This is a genomic window from Streptomyces vinaceus (assembly GCF_008704935.1).
GTDB classification, from domain to species: Bacteria; Actinomycetota; Actinomycetes; order Streptomycetales; family Streptomycetaceae; genus Streptomyces; species Streptomyces vinaceus.
In genome coordinates, this window is sequence record NZ_CP023692.1 from 4,182,595 (window position 1) to 4,200,443 (window position 17,849).

General features: G+C 74.4%; 13 protein-coding genes. 9 read left to right on the forward strand and 4 right to left on the reverse strand.

All coding sequences use genetic code 11. From position 1 onward, the window contains the following. Positions 1 to 7: 7 nt before the first annotated feature. The 3 genes from CP980_RS18900 to serC all read right to left on the reverse strand — a co-directional run bounded on the left by CP980_RS18900 (position 8) and on the right by serC (position 2,855). Positions 8 to 634: a class F sortase gene (locus CP980_RS18900; RefSeq protein ID WP_132757702.1), complete on the reverse strand. Its 627-nt coding sequence runs from the start codon at positions 632 to 634 to the stop codon at positions 8 to 10. Next, the gene (locus CP980_RS18905; protein WP_150528661.1) at positions 627 to 1,457 is read right to left on the reverse strand and encodes a hypothetical protein; all 831 of its coding nucleotides are present in this window, start codon (positions 1,455 to 1,457) and stop codon (positions 627 to 629) included. The genes CP980_RS18900 and CP980_RS18905 overlap by 8 nt, the downstream gene beginning before the upstream one ends. Positions 1,458 to 1,733: 276 nt before the next feature. Then, entirely contained in the window at positions 1,734 to 2,855 is a 1,122-nt protein-coding gene (gene serC, locus CP980_RS18910; protein WP_099891319.1) for a phosphoserine transaminase, read from the reverse strand. A gap of 85 nt (positions 2,856 to 2,940) precedes the next feature. On the opposite strand from serC, the gene CP980_RS18915 reads away from it, so the two are divergent. Continuing rightward, on the forward strand, positions 2,941 to 5,703 hold the full coding sequence (locus CP980_RS18915; protein ID WP_229907302.1) for an FAD-binding and (Fe-S)-binding domain-containing protein: 2,763 nt from the start codon (positions 2,941 to 2,943) through the stop codon (positions 5,701 to 5,703). 47 nt (positions 5,704 to 5,750) lie between these two features. Continuing rightward, positions 5,751 to 6,683: an EamA family transporter gene (locus tag CP980_RS18920; protein ID WP_150528663.1), complete on the forward strand. Its 933-nt coding sequence runs from the start codon at positions 5,751 to 5,753 to the stop codon at positions 6,681 to 6,683. Positions 6,684 to 6,785: 102 nt separating this feature from the next. Here CP980_RS18920 and CP980_RS18925 read toward each other — a convergent pair whose 3' ends face one another. Next, a complete protein-coding gene (locus CP980_RS18925) occupies positions 6,786 to 8,399 on the reverse strand; it encodes an alpha/beta fold hydrolase (RefSeq protein ID WP_229907301.1) in 1,614 nt (537 codons plus the stop codon). 351 nt (positions 8,400 to 8,750) lie between these two features. Between CP980_RS18925 and CP980_RS18930 the strand changes: the two genes are divergently transcribed. The 7 genes from CP980_RS18930 (at position 8,751) to CP980_RS18960 (ending at position 17,748) form a co-directional block, all read left to right on the forward strand. Beyond that, positions 8,751 to 9,569, forward strand: coding sequence for a TIGR03084 family metal-binding protein (locus CP980_RS18930; protein WP_229907300.1), 819 nt, complete (start codon positions 8,751 to 8,753; stop codon positions 9,567 to 9,569). Continuing rightward, on the forward strand, positions 9,566 to 11,359 hold the full coding sequence (locus CP980_RS18935; protein ID WP_373312957.1) for an acyclic terpene utilization AtuA family protein: 1,794 nt from the start codon (positions 9,566 to 9,568) through the stop codon (positions 11,357 to 11,359). Before CP980_RS18930 ends, CP980_RS18935 begins: the two co-directional genes overlap by 4 nt. Further along, complete coding sequence (locus tag CP980_RS18940; RefSeq protein WP_150528666.1) at positions 11,356 to 12,954, forward strand: acyl-CoA carboxylase subunit beta; 1,599 nt, start codon at positions 11,356 to 11,358, stop codon at positions 12,952 to 12,954. The genes CP980_RS18935 and CP980_RS18940 overlap by 4 nt, the downstream gene beginning before the upstream one ends. Positions 12,955 to 12,962: 8 nt before the next feature. Beyond that, complete coding sequence (locus CP980_RS18945) at positions 12,963 to 14,894, forward strand: acetyl/propionyl/methylcrotonyl-CoA carboxylase subunit alpha (RefSeq protein ID WP_150528667.1); 1,932 nt, start codon at positions 12,963 to 12,965, stop codon at positions 14,892 to 14,894. Then, complete coding sequence (locus CP980_RS18950; RefSeq protein WP_167535851.1) at positions 14,891 to 16,063, forward strand: acyl-CoA dehydrogenase family protein; 1,173 nt, start codon at positions 14,891 to 14,893, stop codon at positions 16,061 to 16,063. Before CP980_RS18945 ends, CP980_RS18950 begins: the two co-directional genes overlap by 4 nt. A gap of 285 nt (positions 16,064 to 16,348) precedes the next feature. Next, on the forward strand, positions 16,349 to 17,086 hold the full coding sequence (locus CP980_RS18955) for an enoyl-CoA hydratase family protein (protein WP_132757688.1): 738 nt from the start codon (positions 16,349 to 16,351) through the stop codon (positions 17,084 to 17,086). After that, the gene (locus tag CP980_RS18960) at positions 17,074 to 17,748 is read left to right on the forward strand and encodes a TetR/AcrR family transcriptional regulator (RefSeq protein WP_229907299.1); all 675 of its coding nucleotides are present in this window, start codon (positions 17,074 to 17,076) and stop codon (positions 17,746 to 17,748) included. Before CP980_RS18955 ends, CP980_RS18960 begins: the two co-directional genes overlap by 13 nt. Positions 17,749 to 17,849 lie beyond the last annotated feature (101 nt).

Consider the following 17,849-nt stretch of genomic DNA (forward strand, 5'->3'; position numbering starts at 1 on the left):
GCCCTTCCTACGCCTGTCCGGTGAGGTGGGCGAAGACGACGACGTTGGAGTCCCAGTGGCGGTCGGCGGTGAGGTTGCCGCCGCAGGTGATCAGGCGCAGCTGGGCGGAGCCGTGGGTGTCCCCGTAGACCTTGTCCGTGGGGAAGGCGTCCTTCTTGTACGTGTCGACTCCGTCGACGGCGAAGACGGCGGTGGTGCCGTCGGCCCGGTGGACCTCGATCTTCTCGCCCCTCTTCAGGGTCTTGAGGTCGAAGAAGACGGCCTTCGGGGCCTGCGGGGTGTCCATGTGGCCCACGATGGCGGCCGCGCCCGCCTCGCCCGGGGTCGGGCCGTCCTTGTACCAGGCGGCGTCGTCCGGCTTGGCGAAGTCCGGCTCCCGCATGACGCCTTGGCCGTCGAGGCCGACCGTGTCGAGCGGTGCGTCGACCTTGATGTCGGGGATCTCGATGCGGTCCGGGACGGACGGGGACAGCGCGGACGCCGCCTTCGCGGGCCCGGCCCCGCCGGAGGCGCTGCTCGCCGACGCCGAGCAGCCCGAGGTGAGGACGGCGGCGAGGGCCGCGGCCCCCGCCAGGGCGGCGGCGCGGCGTGCGCGGCCGCCCCGGCGGGAAGGGGCGGACCGCTGCTCAGCCACGGGTGTTCGGGGCGTCGGCCGGGCCGGCCGGGGCCGCCGTGCCCGCCGGGGCCCGGCCGGTGTTGACGGAGCCCTTGGGCTTCTTGTGCTCGCCCGGCTTCAGCGGGGTCACGGGCTTGACGTCGGGCGTGCCGCCACCGCCGCCGCCCGCCTCGGTGGAGAACTTGACGGTGTCGAACTCCTTGCCGCCCGCGAAGGCGTGCACGCCGTAGTAGCCCGTCTTGACGCCCTTGGCGACGACCGCGGTCCCGGTCCAGGTGCCGTGGCCGTCGCCCACCAGGTCGACCCGGCCGCCGAAGGCGTCGGAGCTGACGTACGCGCTCTTCACGTCGGCCGCCGTCCTGACCGTGACACCGATCTTGTCGCCGGGGCGGCCGGAGTCCTTCGACAGCTTCAGGGAGGAGACCGGGGCGGGCGGGGTCACTGCGGCCTTGACGGTCAGCTGCGCGGTGGCCTGGAGCTTCGCGCCGTCCGGGCCGGCGCCGGTGAGGCTCACGCCGTAGGTGCCGTCCGCGACCGCGGCCGTCTTCGCGGTGCCGGTCCAGGTGCCCTCGCCGGCCGGGCTCAGCCGTACGTCCGTCAGGGCCTTGGAGGAGACCGACAGGGCGGTGGAGCCCTTGGGGGCCTTGACGGTGACCTCGACCGCCTCGCCGGGCTTGCCGGAGGCGGCGGACAGCGCCAGGGAGGCGGAGCCGTCGCTGCGGTCCGGGCTCTGGCTGGCGGAGGGGGACGGGCTGGTGGCGGCGGCGAACGCGGGGGCGGCGGCGCCGAGGGCCAGCGTCGAGGTGAGGGCTACGGCCGCGAGGGTGACTGCCTTGCGCATGGGATTCCTCCTGAACGGGAGGCCGGGCTTCGTTCCCGGCACACCAGACATGAGGGTCATATCGGATGGTTCGGTTGCGGGCCCGCGGAGGGCCCCGCGGCACCCCTGCCAAAGGTCCCTGCGCGTAAAGCCGCAGGCCTCGGACCCGCCAAGGTGGTTCGTTTACAGGCTCTTTGCCCCGATTTTTGGGACCAAGGTCCCGGGGTCCGGGCGTTCCCGGCAGCCCCTGGCGACAAGGAGTCGCCAGGGGCCCGTACGGTGCCGTTCAGGCCGTGGTCAGAGCTGCTCGATCACGTAGTCGATGCACGCGGTCAGCGCCTGCACGTCCGCCGGGTCGATCGCCGGGAACATCGCGATGCGGAGCTGGTTGCGGCCGAGCTTGCGGTACGGCTCGGTGTCCACGATGCCGTTGGCACGCAGCACCTTGGCGACGGCGGCCGCGTCGATGTCGTCCGAGAAGTCGATCGTGCCGATGACGGCGGAGCGCTTGTCGGCGTCCACGACGAACGGGCTGGCGTACTTCGACGCCTCCGCCCAGCCGTACAGGTGGCGCGCGCTGGCCGCGGTACGGCCCGTCGTGAACTCCAGGCCGCCCTGGCCGTTCATCCACTTCAGCTGCTGGTCCAGCAGGAAGAGGGTGGACAGGGCCGGGGTGTTGTACGTCTGGTTCTTCAGCGAGTTGTCGATCGCCGTCGGCAGCGAGAAGAACTCCGGGATGTGCCGGCTGCCGGAGGCGTGCACGCGCGCCGCCCGCTCCAGGGCGGCCGGGGAGAACGCCGCAAGCCACAGGCCGCCGTCGGAGGCGAAGGACTTCTGCGGGGCGAAGTAGTAGACGTCGCTCTCGGTGATGTCGACGGGCAGACCGCCGGCGCCCGAGGTGGCATCCACCAGGACGAGTGAACCGGCGTCGGCGCCCGCGACGCGCTTGACCGGCGCCGCCACACCCGTCGAGGTCTCGTTGTGCGTGTACGCGTACACGTCGACGCCCGCCTCGGCCACCGGCTCGGGGTGCGTGCCCGGCTCGGAGGAGATGACGGTCGGCTCGTCCAGCCACGGCGCCAGCTTCGCGGCCTTGGCGAACTTGGACGAGAACTCGCCGAAGGTCAGGTGCTGGGACTTGCGCTCGATGAGCCCGGCGGTCGCGATGTCCCAGAAGGCGGTGGAGCCGCCGTTGCCCAGGATCACCTCGTAACCCTCGGGGAGGGAGAACAGGTCCCGGATGCCGTCCCGTACCGAGCCGACCAGGTTCTTGACCGGGGCCTGGCGGTGGGAGGTTCCGAGCAGGGAGGTACCGGTGGCGGCCAGGGCGTCCAGCGCCTCGGTCCGCACCTTGGAGGGGCCCGCGCCGAAGCGTCCGTCGGCGGGCTTGATGTCAGCGGGAATCTGGATCTCGGCCACGAGCGGAGCGTATCGGGTCCCGGTCCACCCCTCGGAGGCGCGTCCACCGGATGAGACGGGCCCGGCCGGTGGCAGGGTGGGACCCGTGACGTCACCCGGGGAACTCGAACGGACATTGCGGGAGAACCTCCGCGGGGAGGTGGACTTCGGGGCCGCGGCGCGCGCCCTGACGACGATGGACGCCTCGAACTACCGCCGCGTGCCGGTGGGCGTGGTCCGGCCGCGCGACGCCGGGGACGTGGCGGCCGCGCTGCGGATCTGCGCGGAGGCGGGCGTACCGGTCGTCCCGCGCGGCGGCGGGACCTCGATCGCCGGGCAGGCCACGGGCACCGGGGTGGTGCTGGACCTGACCCGGCACATGAACGCCCTGGTGTCCCTGGACCCGGCCGCCCGCACCGCCGTGGTCCAGCCGGGCCTCGTCCTCGACCGGCTGCGCGAGGCGGCCCGCCCGTACGGGCTGACCTTCGGCCCGGACCCCTCCACGCACTCCCGCTGCACGCTGGGCGGGATGATCGGCAACAACGCGTGCGGGGCCCACTCGGTGGCCTGGGGGACCACCGCCGACAACGTGGCGGAGCTGGCGGTGACGGCGTACGGGGGCGCGTCGTACCGGCTCGGGACGGGCTGGGCGGGGGCGCCGCAGGGCCTGCGGGAGCTGGTGGCGGGGAACCTGGCGGTGCTGCGTACGGGCATGGCGGGAGGTTTCTCGCGGCGGATCTCCGGATACGGCGGACTGGACGCGCTGCTGCCCGAACGGGGCGTGGAGGTGGCCCGGGCCTTCTGCGGGAGCGAGGGCACGCTCGGGGTGGTGACGGAGGCGGTCGTACGCCTGGTGGAGGCGCCGCGCGCACCGGCGCTCGCGGTCCTCGGGTACGCGGACGAGAGCGCGGCGGCCGACGCGGCGGCCGGGCTGCTGGGGTACGGGCCGCTGACGGTGGAGGGCATGGCCGCCGACCTGGTGGGCGCGGCTCCCGGGCTGCCGAGGGGCGGCGGGTGGCTGTTCGTCGAGATGCCGGACGAGGGGACGGCGCGGTCGCTCGTACGGGCCGCCGACGCGGTGGACTCGGTGGTGGTCACGGACCCGGCGGCGCAGCGGGCGCTGTGGCGGATCCGCGAGGACGCGGCGGGCACGGCGACGCGGATGCCCGACGGGGGGATGGCCTGGCCGGGGTGGGAGGACTGCGCGGTCCCGCCGGCCCGGCTGGGCGCCTACCTGCGGGAGTTCCGCGGCCTGCTGGCCCGGCACGGGCTGCGGGGGACCCCGTACGGGCACTTCGGCGAGGGCTGCGTGCACGTACGGATCGACTTCGACCTGGCCTCCGAGGCGGGGATCGCGCGCTTCCGCTCCTTCTCCACCGACCTGGCGGACCTGGTGGTCTCCCACGGCGGCTCGCTCTCCGGTGAGCACGGGGACGGCCAGGCGCGGGCGGAGCTCCTGCCGAGGATGTACGGGCCGGAGGTGATCCGGCTCTTCGGGGCGTACAAGGACGTGTGGGACCCCGCGGGCGGGATGAACCCGGGGATGCTGGTCCGGCCGGACCGCCTGGACGAGAACCTCCGCTTCGCGGTGCTGCCGCCGACGCCGTTCGCGGGGGAGGTGGCCCGCTGCGTGGGCGTCGCGAAATGCCGCTCCGATACCGCGGCGGGGCCCGAGGTGATGTGCCCGTCGTACCGGGTCACGGGGGAGGAGCGGCATTCGACGCGCGGCCGGGCGAGGCTGCTGCACGAGATGCTGGCGGGTGAGGTGCTGACCGGCGGCTGGCGCTCACCGGAGGTCGCGCAGGCGCTGGACCTGTGCCTGGCCTGCAAGGGCTGCCTCAGTGACTGCCCGGTGGGCGTGGACATGGCCTCGTACAAGGCGGAGTTCCTGCACCGTCACTGGGCGGGACGCCTGCGCCCCCTGTCCCACTACACCCTGGGCGGCCTGCCCGCGTGGCTCCGCCTGATCGCGGCGCTCCGCCTGGCGCCCTTCGCGAACGCGGCGGCCCGCCGCCTCCCGGTCCCGGGCCTGGCGAGGGAGCGTCCCCTGCCGCCCCTGGCCGCCGAGCCCTTCACCCGCTGGTGGCGGCGCGCGGCCCGCGCGGCCGCGGCGCCGCAGGGGCCTCTGCGTCCGGGCCCGCTCCCGGGCCCGGCTCCGGCCGGGTCCGGTGTCACGCTCTGGCCGGACACGTTCACCGAGTACCTGTCCCCGCGGACCGGCAGGGCGGCCGTCCGGGTCCTCCGGGACGCCGGGCTCGCCGTCTCCCTCCCCCCGAAGGGGGTCTGCTGCGGGCTGACCTACCTCTCCACCGGCCGCCTCGACCGCGCCCGCGCCGTCCTGCGCCGCACCCTCGACGCCGTGGGGGACGTACGGGGACCCGTGACGGTCCTCGAACCCAGCTGCGCCGCCGCCCTGCGCACCGACCTCCCCGCCCTCCTCCCCGAGGACCCCCGCGCGGAGCGCCTCGCGGCAGCCGTCCGCACCTTCGCCGAGACCCTGGAGGAGTACGCCCCGCAGTGGCGGCCGCCCCGCCTGGACCGTCCCGTCGTCGGCCAGACCCACTGCCATCAGCACGCCGTCCTCGGTGACGCCGCCGACCGCCGGCTGCGCGAGCGCGCGGGTCTCGGGGGCGAGCTCAGCGGCGGCTGCTGCGGGCTCGCCGGGAACTTCGGCTTCGAGCCGGGCCACCACGAGGTGTCCGTGGCCTGCGCCGAGGAACAGCTGCTCCCCGCCCTGCGCGCGGCTCCGCCGGGGGCCGCGGTCCTGGCGGACGGGTTCTCGTGCCGTACGCAGATCGCCCAGCTCGCCGGGCTCCCCGACAGCAGCCGGGCGCGCCACCTCGCGGAGCTCCTGGCGGAGGCCCTGTAAGCCAACACACGGCGCCGCGGCCCTTACGTACCCCTTAGTCTGGATTAATGCCCGCAACCTCGCCCAAGTCCGACCGCGCCGCCCTGGCGCCCGCCGACCTCACGACGTCGGCCGGCGCCGCCCCGTCCCGCTTCGGCCCGGTCGTGCTGGTCATCGCCGCGGGCATCTCGGTGCAGTTCGGCGCCGCCCTCGCGGTCATGATCATGCCGGGGACGGGCGCCGCGGGCGTGGTCACGCTGCGGCTCGCGGCCGCCGCGCTGGTGCTGCTGCTCCTGTGCCGGCCGAAGGTCCGCGGGTACGCGCGCGCCGACTGGGGCACGGTCGTCGCCTTCGGCGTCGCCCTGGCCGGCATGAACGGGCTCTTCTACCAGTCCATCGACCGCATCCCGCTCGGCCCGGCCGTCACCCTCGAAGTGCTCGGCCCCCTCGTCCTGTCGGTCGTCGTCTCGCGCCGCCTGGTCAGCCTGCTGTGGGCCGGTCTGGCCCTCGCCGGTGTGGCCCTGCTCGCCGGTCACGGCGGCGGCGAGGGCTTCGGCGGCCTCGACCTCCTCGGCGCCGGCTTCGCGCTCGGAGCGGGCGCGATGTGGGCGGCGTACATCGTGTTCAGCGCGCGTACGGGCCGCCGCTTCCCGCAGGCGGACGGGCTGGCCCTGGCCATGGCGGTGGCCGCGGTGCTCTCGCTCCCGCTGGGCGTGGTCGAGGCCGGCTCCGCGCTCCTGGTGCCGAGCACGCTGGCACTGGGCGTCGGCGTCGCCGTCCTGTCCTCCGTCCTGCCGTACACGCTGGAGCTGCTGGCGCTGCGGCGCCTGCCCGCCCCGACGTTCGCGATCCTGATGAGCCTGGAGCCGGCGATCGCGGCCACGGCCGGGTTCCTGGTCCTGGACCAGGCGATGTCGGCCGTCGACGCCCTGGCCATCGCGCTGGTCATCGCGGCGAGCATGGGCGCGGTCCGCTCCCAGACCCGGAAGGCGTCCGCCTGACGCCGGCGGCGACGGCCGCCGTACGGGACGCCTTCGCGGGCCCGTCCGCACCTGACCGCCCCGCCGGGTGCGGGGGTCGCTCGGCGGGGCGGGTGGCGGGGCTCAGCCGAGCGGCAGGTCCAGGTACGAGGGCGTGGCCTCCGGGGAGGTGAACGCCAGCGTCGCGCGCGGCAGGTTGGCGTCCGCGTAGAACGGGTCGCGGGCGTCGATCACCAGCATCAGCCGGTGCCCGCGCGGGACGTCGTACGCCGTCGCCTGGAGCTCGATGTCGGCGCTGACCAGGCTGTCGGGCGCCGCGTCGAGGTGTGCGTACGGGGCGTGCGTGACGATGTGCGCCCTGCCGTCGGGCGCCACCGCGAGCAGGTAGGCGACGAACGAGGAGTCGGGGTTCGCGGCCCGGTACGTGACGCGCAGCCGCGGCGTGCCGCGCAGCCGGGCGGTCTCCGCCTCCGGGTCCGCCGTCCACACGGCGGCGACGGTGCGGTCGATGTCGTCGGTGCGGTACGTCTTCGGGCGGCCCGCGATCTCGTCGTACCCGGAGCGGACGATCTCGTCGGCCACGGTCGCCGGGGTGTCCACCCCGCACAGCACGCCCGCGCTCCAGCCGGCCTCGGGCCGCTCGGTGAGCTCCCCGCCGCTCGCCAGGTGTAGCCGGCGCACCTGTTCGGTGACGGAGTCCCAGGTGGGGCGGGGTTCCAGGGTCTGGCCCCACATGACCTCGCTGAGGACCTGGCCCTCGTCCGCGATGCCGTTGTCGATGTCCCTCAGATGGTGGTCGAACCAGCGGTGGGCATTGGTCCAGATCCGGTTGGGCAGGCCGATCATGCCCGTCATCTCGGGCCCGGAGTGGTCGCCGATGGAGAGGTCGAGCCGCTTGGGCCCGGTCAGCTCGTTGAAGAGCTTCAGCGTCTGGTTGCCGGGGAAGAGCGTCTCGTGCCAGGCGTGCGAGAAGTAGACGGGAACCTGGCGCCGGTTGAGCTCCTTGATGTGGGTGAACGGCGAGCGCTGCTCCGCCCAGCGCAGGGTGCCCTGGACGTCCCGGCCCGCGAGGACGTTCTCGAACACGCTCTGGGTCTGCGGGCTCAGCCGGGCCTTCGAGGCGGCCCTGAGCAGCGCCTCCACGGCGGCCACGTGCCGGGTCCGGTTCTCGTAGAAGGCCTCGCCGAGGTCGCCCCAGGTGCTGAGCGCGACGACCGCGTCGACGCGCGTGTCGTGCGCCGCGACGAGCTGGCTGATGCCGGAGCCGTACGAGTCCCCCAGGAAGCCGATCTTCGTGACCGGGCCGGCGGTGCGCTCGATGAGGTGGTCCAGGGCCCGGCTGCCGTCCGCGACGTCGAGCGGGCCGGCCACGTCGACCTGGCCCTCGGAGCCCGCGAAACCGCGGGTGCTGTAGGCGAGCACGTTGTAGCCGCGGGCCGCGAACACGCTGGCCTGGACGGCGTACGGGAACCAGCCGTGGTTCGTCCACGGCGAGGGCATCACGATCACCGGTCGCGGCAGGGCCGCGTTGTGCCGCCACAGCGCGGCGTCGAGCAGGTCCCCGTCGGAGCCGGCGACCTTGACGCGGCTGAAGACGGCGACGGACCGGGCGTCGGCGACCTCGGTGGCGCGGGCGGGGGCGAGGCCCGTGACGTCGCCGGTTTCGAGGGCGGCGACGAAGGCGGTGAGGGTGTTCGCATCGAGTTCGGGATAGAGGGAGAAAGCGGCTGAGATCACTTCGGTCATCCTCTTCGTCGAGTGACGTTCGGCGAGTGTCTGCTGCGCGTGGGGGTGGCTTCGCGGGCTTCGCTGGCGACGAAGCGTTCAGTATCGGGGCGGCGTCCGGCCCGGGTCGGGCGCTTGGCGGCGTACGGCCTGAACCGTGCCCTCCGGGCCCGCGGGGCAGGTGCCCCCTGACCTGCCCCGCGTGGTGACTCGAAGCCAAATCCAGCCCCGTGCACGTGACTTGGCGGCGCTGGCGGGAAGGGGTCCCGGCGGCAGGTGCCGGTCGGCCAAATCATGCAAGCATGCTTGATTGTTTTGTGTGCGGCTGCCAGTCTTCCCCTCACGCCGAAAGGGGAGCCCGCCGTGCTCGATCCGTCAGCCGCCGCCAGCGCCGACATCGCCGCCGTCTTCGCCGATCTGCGCGAGGAAGGCCTCGCGCTCGAAACCCTCGTACGGGACCTGCCCGACGCCGGCTGGGCCGAGCCCACCCCGGCACCCGGTTGGACCGTCGCCCACCAGATCGCCCACCTGCACTGGACCGACCGGGCCGCGCTGGTCTCGCTCACCGACCCCGAGGGCTTCGCCGCGCTGGTCGAGGAGGCGGCCAAGGCCCCCGAGTCCTTCGTGGACGAGGGCGCGCAGGAGGGCGCCGCGCTGGCGCCCGCCGAGCTGCTGGCCCGCTGGCGGTCCGGGCGCGCCGAACTCGACGCGGCGCTCGCCGCCGCCTCGGCCGACACCCGCTTCCCCTGGTACGGGCCGCCGATGAAGGCCGCCTCCATGGCCGGCGCCCGCCTCATGGAGACCTGGGCGCACGGCCAGGACGTGGCCGACGCCCTCGGCGTACGCCGTACCCCGACCGCGCGGCTGCGGCACGTGGCGCGGATCGGCGTACGGGCCCGCGACTACGCCTTCGCCGTACGGGGACTGCCCGCGCCCGCGGGGGAGTTCAGGGTGGAACTCGTACCGCCGGACGGCGGGGAGCCCTGGGTGTACGGTCCGGCGGACGCGGCGGACCGGGTCACCGGTCCGGCGCTCGACTTCTGCCTCCTGGTGACCCAGCGGGCCCACCGCGCCGACCTGGACCTGACCGCGACCGGCCCCGACGCCGACCGCTGGCTGGACATCGCCCAGGCCTTCGCGGGCCCGGCGGGCCCCGGCCGCGCCCCCGGGACGGCCCGGTGACCCGCGGCCGGCGGCCGCTGCGCGTCGGCAACGCCTCGGGGTTCTACGGGGACCGGTTCAGCGCCTTCGAGGAGATGCTGACCGGCGGCCCGCTGGACGTGCTGACCGGCGACTACCTCGCCGAGCTGACCATGCTGATCCTGGGCCGCGACCGGCTGAAGAGCCCGGAACTCGGCTACGCGAAGACCTTCCTGCGCCAGCTGGAGCAGAGCCTGGCCCTCGCGCGGGAGCGGGGCGTGCGGATCGTCGCCAACGCGGGCGGCCTGAACCCTGCGGGCCTGGCCGACGCGATCCGCGCGCTCGCCGCAGCGGCCGGGATCCCGGTGTCGGTCGCCCACGTCGAGGGCGACGACCTGATGCCCTTCGCGGAAGGAGCGCTGACGGCCAACGCCTACCTCGGCGGGGCGGGCATCGCGGCCTGTCTGCGGGCGGGCGCGGACGTGGTCGTCACGGGCCGGGTCACGGACGCGGCGCTGGTCAGCGGGCCGGCGGCCTGGTGGTTCGACTGGGCCCCGGACGACCACGACCGGCTGGCCGGGGCGGTGGTGGCGGGACACGTCCTGGAGTGCGGGACCCAGTCCACCGGCGGCAACTACTCCTTCTTCACGGCGCACGACGTCCGCCGCCCCGGGTTCCCGCTGGCGGAGATCGCGGAGGACGGCTCCTCGGTGATCACCAAGCATCCCGGTACGGGCGGGGTCGTCTCGGTGGGCACGGTCACGGCCCAACTCCTCTACGAGACCCAGGGCCCCCGCTACCTGGGCCCGGACGTGACCGCCCGCCTGGACACGGTGCGCCTGGCGCAGGTGGGCGCGGACCGGGTGTCGATCACGGGAGTCGTCGGCGAAGCCCCGCCCCCCACCCTCAAGGTGGGGGTGACCCGGATCGGGGGCTGGCGCAACGAGGTGGTCTTCGTCCTGACCGGTCTGGACATCGACGAGAAGGCGGCGCTGGTCCAGGCCCAGTTGGCGGACGCGCTGTCCCAAGTGGCCACGGCGGACTGGACGCTGGCGCGCACGGACCACGAGGACGCGCGGACGGAGGAGACGGCGAGCGCGCTGCTCCGCCTGGTGGTGCGCGACCCGTCCCCGGACCGGGTGGGCCGCGCGCTCACCTCGGAGGCCGTCGAACTGGCCCTGGCCAGCTACCCGGGCTTCCACGTGACGTCCCCGCCGGGCCCGGCCCAGCCGTACGGCGTCTTCACGTCGTCGACCGTCCCGTCGGCCACCGTCCCCCACGTGGCGGTCCTCCCGGACGGCACCCGCCACCCGGTCCCGAGCCCGCCGGTCCCGACCGACCCGAGCGCCCCGGTCCCGACCGACCCGAGCCCGCCGGTCCCGACCGACCCGAGCGACCCGGTCCCGCCGGACCCGACCCGCCCGCTCGACCAGGCCCCGGCCGCGCCGGCCCCCGCGGAGCCCACCGTCCGCGTGCCCCTCGGGCGGCTCGCCGGCGCCCGCAGCGGGGACAAGGGCGGCGACGCCAACATCGGGGTGTGGGTCGAGGGCGACGAGGCCTGGGAGTGGCTCCACGCCACCCTCACCGTCGAGGAGCTCCAGGCCCTGCTCCCCGAGACGGCAGGGCTGCCGGTCACCCGCCACCCCCTGCCCAACCTCCGCGCGCTCAACTTCACCATCGCCGGGATCCTCGGCGCCGGCGTCGCCTCCGCCCACCGCTTCGACCCCCAGGCCAAGGCCCTCGGCGAATGGCTGCGCGCCCGGCACGTCGACGTACCCGCCCGCCTCCTGCCGACGCACCTCCCGCTCACCCCGGAGGGGACCGCCCCATGACCCGCCTCACCACCACCGTCGACCCGCACACACCCGACTTCCTCGCCCACCGCGAGGCCGCCGCCGCCCGCCTCGCCGAACTGGACGCCGAGCACGCCAAGGCCCTCCTCGGCGGCGGAGAGAAGTACACGGCCCGCCACAAGGACCGCGGCAAACTCCTCGCCCGCGAGCGCATCGAGCTGCTCCTCGATCCGGACACCCCGTTCCTGGAGCTGTCCCCGCTCGCCGCCTGGGGCAGCGACTACCCCGTCGGCGCGTCCATGGTCACCGGCATCGGCACGGTCGAGGGCGTCGAATGCGTGGTCACCGCCAACGACCCGACCGTCCGCGGCGGCGCCTCCAACCCCTGGACCCTCAAGAAGGCCCTGCGGGCCAACGAGATCGCCCGGCAGAACCACCTGCCCTGCATCAGCCTCGTCGAGTCCGGCGGCGCCGATCTCCCCTCCCAGAAGGAGATCTTCATCCCGGGCGGCGCGATCTTCCGCGACCTGACCCGGCTCTCGGCCGCCGGTATCCCCACCGTCGCCGTCGTCTTCGGCAACTCCACCGCCGGAGGCGCGTACGTCCCGGGGATGTCCGACCACACCATCATGATCAAGGACCGCTCCAAGGTGTTCCTCGGCGGTCCGCCGCTCGTCAAGATGGCCACCGGCGAGGAGAGCGACGACGAGTCCCTCGGCGGCGCCGACATGCACGCCCGCACCTCCGGGCTAGCCGACCATTACGCCCTCGACGAGCACGACGCGATCCGCCGGGCGCGCCGCGTCGTCGCCCGCCTGAACCACCGCAAGCCGCACCCCGATCCGCAGCCGGCGCAGGAGCCGAAGTACGACCCGGAGGAACTCCTCGGCATCGTCCCCGCGGACCTCAAGACCCCCTTCGACCCCCGCGAGGTCATCGCCCGCATCGTCGACGGCTCCGACTTCGACGAGTTCAAGCCCCTCTACGGCACCAGCCTGGTCACCGGCTGGGCCACCCTCCACGGCTACCCGGTCGGCATCCTCGCCAATGCCCAGGGCGTGCTGTTCAGCGCCGAGTCGCAGAAGGCCGCCCAGTTCATCCAGCTCGCCAACCAGCGCGACATCCCGCTCCTGTTCCTCCACAACACCACCGGCTACATGGTCGGCAAAGAGTACGAGCAGGGCGGCATCATCAAGCACGGCTCGATGATGATCAACGCGGTCTCCAACTCCCGCGTACCCCACTTGTCCGTCCTCATCGGCGCCAGCTACGGGGCCGGCCACTACGGCATGTGCGGCCGCGCCTACGAGCCCCGCTTCCTCTTCGCCTGGCCCAGTGCCAAGTCCGCCGTCATGGGCCCGGCCCAGCTGGCCGGGGTGCTCTCCATCGTGGCCCGGCAGTCCGCGGCCGCGAAGGGGCAGCCGTACGACGAGGAACAGGACGCCGGGATGCGCGCCTTCGTCGAGGCGCAGATCGAGTCCGAGTCCCTGCCGATGTTCCTGTCCGGGCGGCTGTACGACGACGGGGTCATCGACCCGCGCGACACCCGTACCGTCCTCGGCCTGTGCCTGTCGGCCGTCCACAACGCCCCCGTCGAGGGCGCCCGCGGCGGCTTCGGCGTCTTCCGGATGTGAGCCCGCACATGACTCAGCAGCCCCTCACCTCGCTCCTCGTCGCCAACCGCGGCGAGATCGCCGTACGGATCTTCCGTACCGCCCGCGCCCTCGGCCTCGCCACCGTCGCCGTCCACTCCGACCCGGACGCCGACGCCCTGCACGTACGGGAGGCCGACGCGGCCGTACGCCTGCCCGGCGCCGCCCCCGCCGACACCTACCTGCGCGGCGACCTCGTCATCGAGGCCGCCCTCGCCGCCGGCGCGGACGCCGTCCACCCCGGCTACGGCTTCCTCTCCGAGAACCCGGACTTCGCCCGCGAGGTCGTCGCCGCCGGGCTCACCTGGATCGGTCCGCCGCCCGAGGCCATCGAGGCCATGGCCTCCAAGACCCGGGCCAAGGAGCTGATGCGCGCCGCTGGGGTCCCGCTCCTCGACCCCGTCGACCCGGCGACCGCCACCGCCGCCGACCTGCCCCTCCTCCTCAAGGCCGCCGCGGGCGGCGGCGGCCGCGGCATGCGCGTCGTACGGGACCTCGACACCCTTAAGGAGTCGCTCGACGCCGCCTCCGCCGAAGCGGCCTCCGCCTTCGGCGACGGCGAGGTCTTCGCCGAGCCCTACGTCGAGCGGGGCCGCCACGTCGAGGTGCAGATCCTCGCCGATTCCCACGGCACCGTCTGGGCCCTCGGCACCCGGGACTGCTCCCTCCAGCGACGCCACCAGAAGGTCATCGAGGAGGCCCCGGCCCCCGCCCTCCCCGAGACCCTGCGCACCACCCTCCACGAGGCCGCCGTGGCCGCCGCCCGCGCGGTCTCCTACCAGGGCGCGGGCACCGTGGAGTTCCTCGTCACCGCCGACGGACGCCCGTACTTCCTGGAGATGAACACCCGCCTCCAGGTGGAACACCCCGTCACCGAGGCCGTTTTCGGCATCGACCTCGTCGCCCTGCAACTGCGCATCGCCGAGGGCGCGGCGCTGCCGCTGACGCCCCCCGAGCCCGCCGGCCACGCCATCGAGGCCCGTCTGTACGCCGAGGACCCCGCCCAGGACTGGCGTCCGCAGACCGGCGTCCTGCACACCCTCGCCGTCCCCGGTGAGGTCCGCGTGGACACCGGCTTCGCGGACGGGGACACCGTCGGCGTCCACTACGACCCGATGCTGGCCAAGGTCATCGCCCACGCCCCGACCCGGGCCGAGGCCGTGCGCGCCCTCGCCCACGCCCTGGCCGGAGCCCGCGTCCACGGGCTCACCACCAACCGCGAGCTGCTCGTACGGTCCCTGCGGCACCCGGAGTTCACCGAGGCCCGGCTCGACACCGGGTTCTACGAGCGCCACCTCGACGCCCTCACCGAGCCCGCCCCGGACACCGCCGCCCGCACCGCGCTGGCCGCCCTCGCCGCGGCGCTCGCCGAGGCGGCCCCGGAACCGGGCGCACCGCTGGCCCGGCGGCTGGGCGGCTGGCGCAACGTCCGGTCCGCGCCGCAGACCCGCCGCTACACCGTGGCCGGCGCCGAGCACGAGGTCCGGTACCACCCCGTGGACCATCCCGGGGTGCGGGTCCTGTCCGCCGAACGCCACCTGGTGGCCCTCGAAGTCGACGGGGTGCGGCGGCTGTTCCACGTGAAACACAATTCGAACAAGCCTGAGGTGTACGTGGATTCGCCCTTCACCGGCGCCCACACCCTCACGCCCGTGCCCCGGTTCGCCGATCCCCAGGACCGCACCGAACCCGGCTCCCTGCTCGCCCCCATGCCCGGCACCGTCGTCCGAGTGGCCGAGGGCCTCGCCCCCGGCGACGCCGTCACCGCCGGGCAGCCCCTGCTCTGGCTGGAGGCCATGAAGATGGAGCACCGCATCGTCTCGCCCGCCTCCGGCACGCTCACCGCGCTCCACGCCACCCTCGGCCACCAGGTCGAGTTCGGCGCCCTGCTCGCCGTAGTCCAGGAGGAATCGCCAGCATGAGCCCCGCCATCGGCACGACCGTCGAGACCGAAGAGCACAAGGCCCTGCGCGCCGCCGTCGCCGCACTCGGGCAGCGGTACGGACGCGAGTACCTCGCCCGGGTCGCCCGCGAGGGCGGCCACCCCGACGAGCTGTGGGCCGACGCGGCCAAGCTGGGCTACCTCGGGGTCAGCCTCCCCGAGGAGTACGGCGGCGGAGGCGGCGGCATCGCCGAACTCTCCATCGTCCTGGAGGAACTGGGCGCCGCGGGCTGTCCCCTGCTGATGATGGTCGTCTCGCCCGCCATCTGCGGCACGGTCATCTCGCGCTTCGGCACCGAGGCCCAGAAGCAGGCCTGGCTGCCCGGCCTCGCCGACGGCAGCCGCACCATGGCCTTCGGCATCACCGAGCCGGACGCCGGCTCCAACTCCCACCGCATCACCACCACCGCCCGCCGCGACGGCGACGAGTGGGTTCTGACGGGCCGCAAGGTCTTCATCTCGGGGGTGGACATCGCCGATGCCACCCTCATCGTCGGACGCACGGAAGACGCCAGGACGGGAAGCCTGAAGCCCTGCCTGTTCATCGTCCCGCGCGACGCCCCGGGCTTCTCCCGCTCCGTCATAGACATGGAACTCCACGCCGCGGAGAAGCAGTTCGAACTGACCCTGGACGATGTGAGGCTGCCTTCCTCCGCCCTGGTGGGGGACGAGGACGCGGGCCTGCTCCAGCTCTTCGCGGGCCTCAACCCCGAACGCATCATGACGGCCGCCTTCGCCATCGGAATGGGCCGTTACGCCCTCGCCAAGGCCGTGGACTACGCGAAGACCCGCCAGGTCTGGAAGGAGCCGATCGGCGCCCACCAGGCCATCGCCCACCCCCTGGCCGCGGCCCACATCGACCTCGAACTCGCCCGCCTGATCATGCAGAAGGCCGCCCACCTCTACGACGCGGGCGACGACATGGGCGCCGGCGAGGCCGCGAACATGGCCAAGTACGCCGCCGCCGAGGCCTGCGTGAAGGCCGTGGACCAGTCCGTCCACACCCTGGGCGGCAACGGCCTCACCCGCGAATACGGACTGGCCGCCCTGATCACGGCCTCCCGGGTCTCGCGCATCGCCCCCGTCAGCCGCGAGATGATCCTGAACTTCGTCTCCCACCAGACCCTGGGCCTGCCCAAGTCTTACTAATCTGGACGGCGCAGCTCCCCGGCCGGGGGCGGGGACGGGGTGGGGTGGTGCCAGGGGCCGGAACGAGATGATTTCGGCGCGGGGCACCGCCCTGCAACCGGAGCGCGCCCCGGGCGCCGAACATCGAAGCCCGCCCCGGGCACCACCCCACCCCTGCCCCACCCCCGGCCACGCCGGACCGCATCGGCACCGGCACCGGTACTGCCCGGCACCCGGGTCCGCCCGAGCGCGGGTCCAGGCCGCGGGGGAGCTCCCACGATCCGCACAACCTCCGGAGGACATGGCATGAGCCGCCCCGTCGGCGCCGCGCGAGCGCTCGGCATCACCACCCTCACGCTCGACTCCCCGGCCAACCGCAACGCCCTCTCCGCGGACCTCGTCGGCGAGCTGCGCGAGGCCCTCGCCGCCGCGGCGGCGGACGCGGGGACGCGGGCCGTCGTCCTCACCCACACCGGCAACACCTTCTGCGCGGGCGCCGACCTGAAGTCCCCCTGCGATCCCGCCGACTTCCTCGCCCTGCTCCGCGAAATCGCCGAGCTCACCAAGCCCGTCGTGGCCCGCGTCACGGGCCACGTCCGGGCCGGCGGCCTCGGCCTCCTCGGCGTCTGCGACATCGCCGCCGCAGGTCCCGCCTCCACGTACGCGTTCACCGAGACCCACCTGGGCGTGGTCCCGGCCGTGATCTCCGCGCCGCTGCTCCCGCGCCTGGACCCGCGCGCCGCGGCCCGGTACTTCCTCACCGCCGAGGCCTTCGACGCCGCCGAAGCCGCCCGCATCGGCCTGCTCACCCTGCACGGCGAGGACGTGGACCAGGTCCTCGCCCCGGTGCTCGCGGGCCTGCGCAAGGCGGGCCCGGAGGCCCTCGCGGCCACCAAGGACCTGCTCACCGCCCCGGTACGGGCCGTCCTGGCGGCCGACGGCGGCGCGCTCACCGAGCTCTCCGCCCACCACTTCGGCTCGGCCGAGGCCCGCGAGGGCATCACCGCCCGCTTCGAACGACGGGACCCGTCATGGGCCCTGTGACCGACACCCAGCCGGCCGAGGACGCCCTGTCCGCCGGCGATCCGCAGCCTGCGGGCCACGCCCCGTCCGCGGGCGGCGACACCCCGTCCGGCCCCAAGCAGGCCCGCAGCCGCGTCACCCGCCGCCACCTCCTGGAGGCGGCCGTCGCCTGCCTCGCCGAACAGGGCTGGGCCGGCTCCACCGTCGCCGTCGTCGCCGAACGCGCCGGAGTCTCCCGCGGCGCGGCCCAGTACCACTTCCCCACGCGCGAGGACCTGTTCACCGCTGCCGTCGCCTACGTCTCCGAGGAGCGCTACGCGGCACTGCGCGACCTCTTCCAGGCCGGACCCGCCGCCCGCCCCGCCGTGGTCGAGGCCATCGTCGACCTCTACACCGGAGCCCTCTTCCGCGCGGCCCTCCAACTGTGGGTCGCCGCCTCCAACGAGGAGCAGCTGCGCCCCCAGGTCACCGAACTGGAGGCGCGCGTGGGCCGCGAGACCCACCGCATCGCCGTGGAGCTCCTCGGCGCGGACGAGTCCGTCCCCGGCGTACGCGAGACCGTCCAGGGCCTGCTCGACATGGCCCGCGGCCTCGGCCTGGCCAACGTCCTCACCGACGACACGGCCCGCCGCGCCCGCGTGGTCGCCCAGTGGTCCCGGATCCTGGACGCCGCCCTCGGCTGAGGCCGCTGCCCCGCACACGCCGAGGGCGCCTCTCCCGTGTCCCCACGGGAGAGGCGCCCCGACCGGTGTGCGAAGGCCTGCGAAGGCGTACGAACAGAAGG

Bases quoted from the DNA above. Each gene is read 5' to 3' on its own strand.
- CP980_RS18960 (WP_229907299.1), top strand. From the start codon at position 17,074: ATGGGCCCTGTGACCGACACCCAGCCGGCCGAGGACGCCCTGTCCGCC.
- CP980_RS18920 (WP_150528663.1), top strand. From the start codon at position 5,751: ATGCCCGCAACCTCGCCCAAGTCCGACCGCGCCGCCCTGGCGCCCGCC.
- CP980_RS18940 (WP_150528666.1), top strand. From the start codon at position 11,356: ATGACCCGCCTCACCACCACCGTCGACCCGCACACACCCGACTTCCTC.
- CP980_RS18905 (WP_150528661.1), bottom strand. From the start codon at position 1,457: ATGCGCAAGGCAGTCACCCTCGCGGCCGTAGCCCTCACCTCGACGCTG.
- CP980_RS18950 (WP_167535851.1), top strand. From the start codon at position 14,891: ATGAGCCCCGCCATCGGCACGACCGTCGAGACCGAAGAGCACAAGGCC.
- CP980_RS18955 (WP_132757688.1), top strand. From the start codon at position 16,349: ATGAGCCGCCCCGTCGGCGCCGCGCGAGCGCTCGGCATCACCACCCTC.
- CP980_RS18945 (WP_150528667.1), top strand. From the start codon at position 12,963: ATGACTCAGCAGCCCCTCACCTCGCTCCTCGTCGCCAACCGCGGCGAG.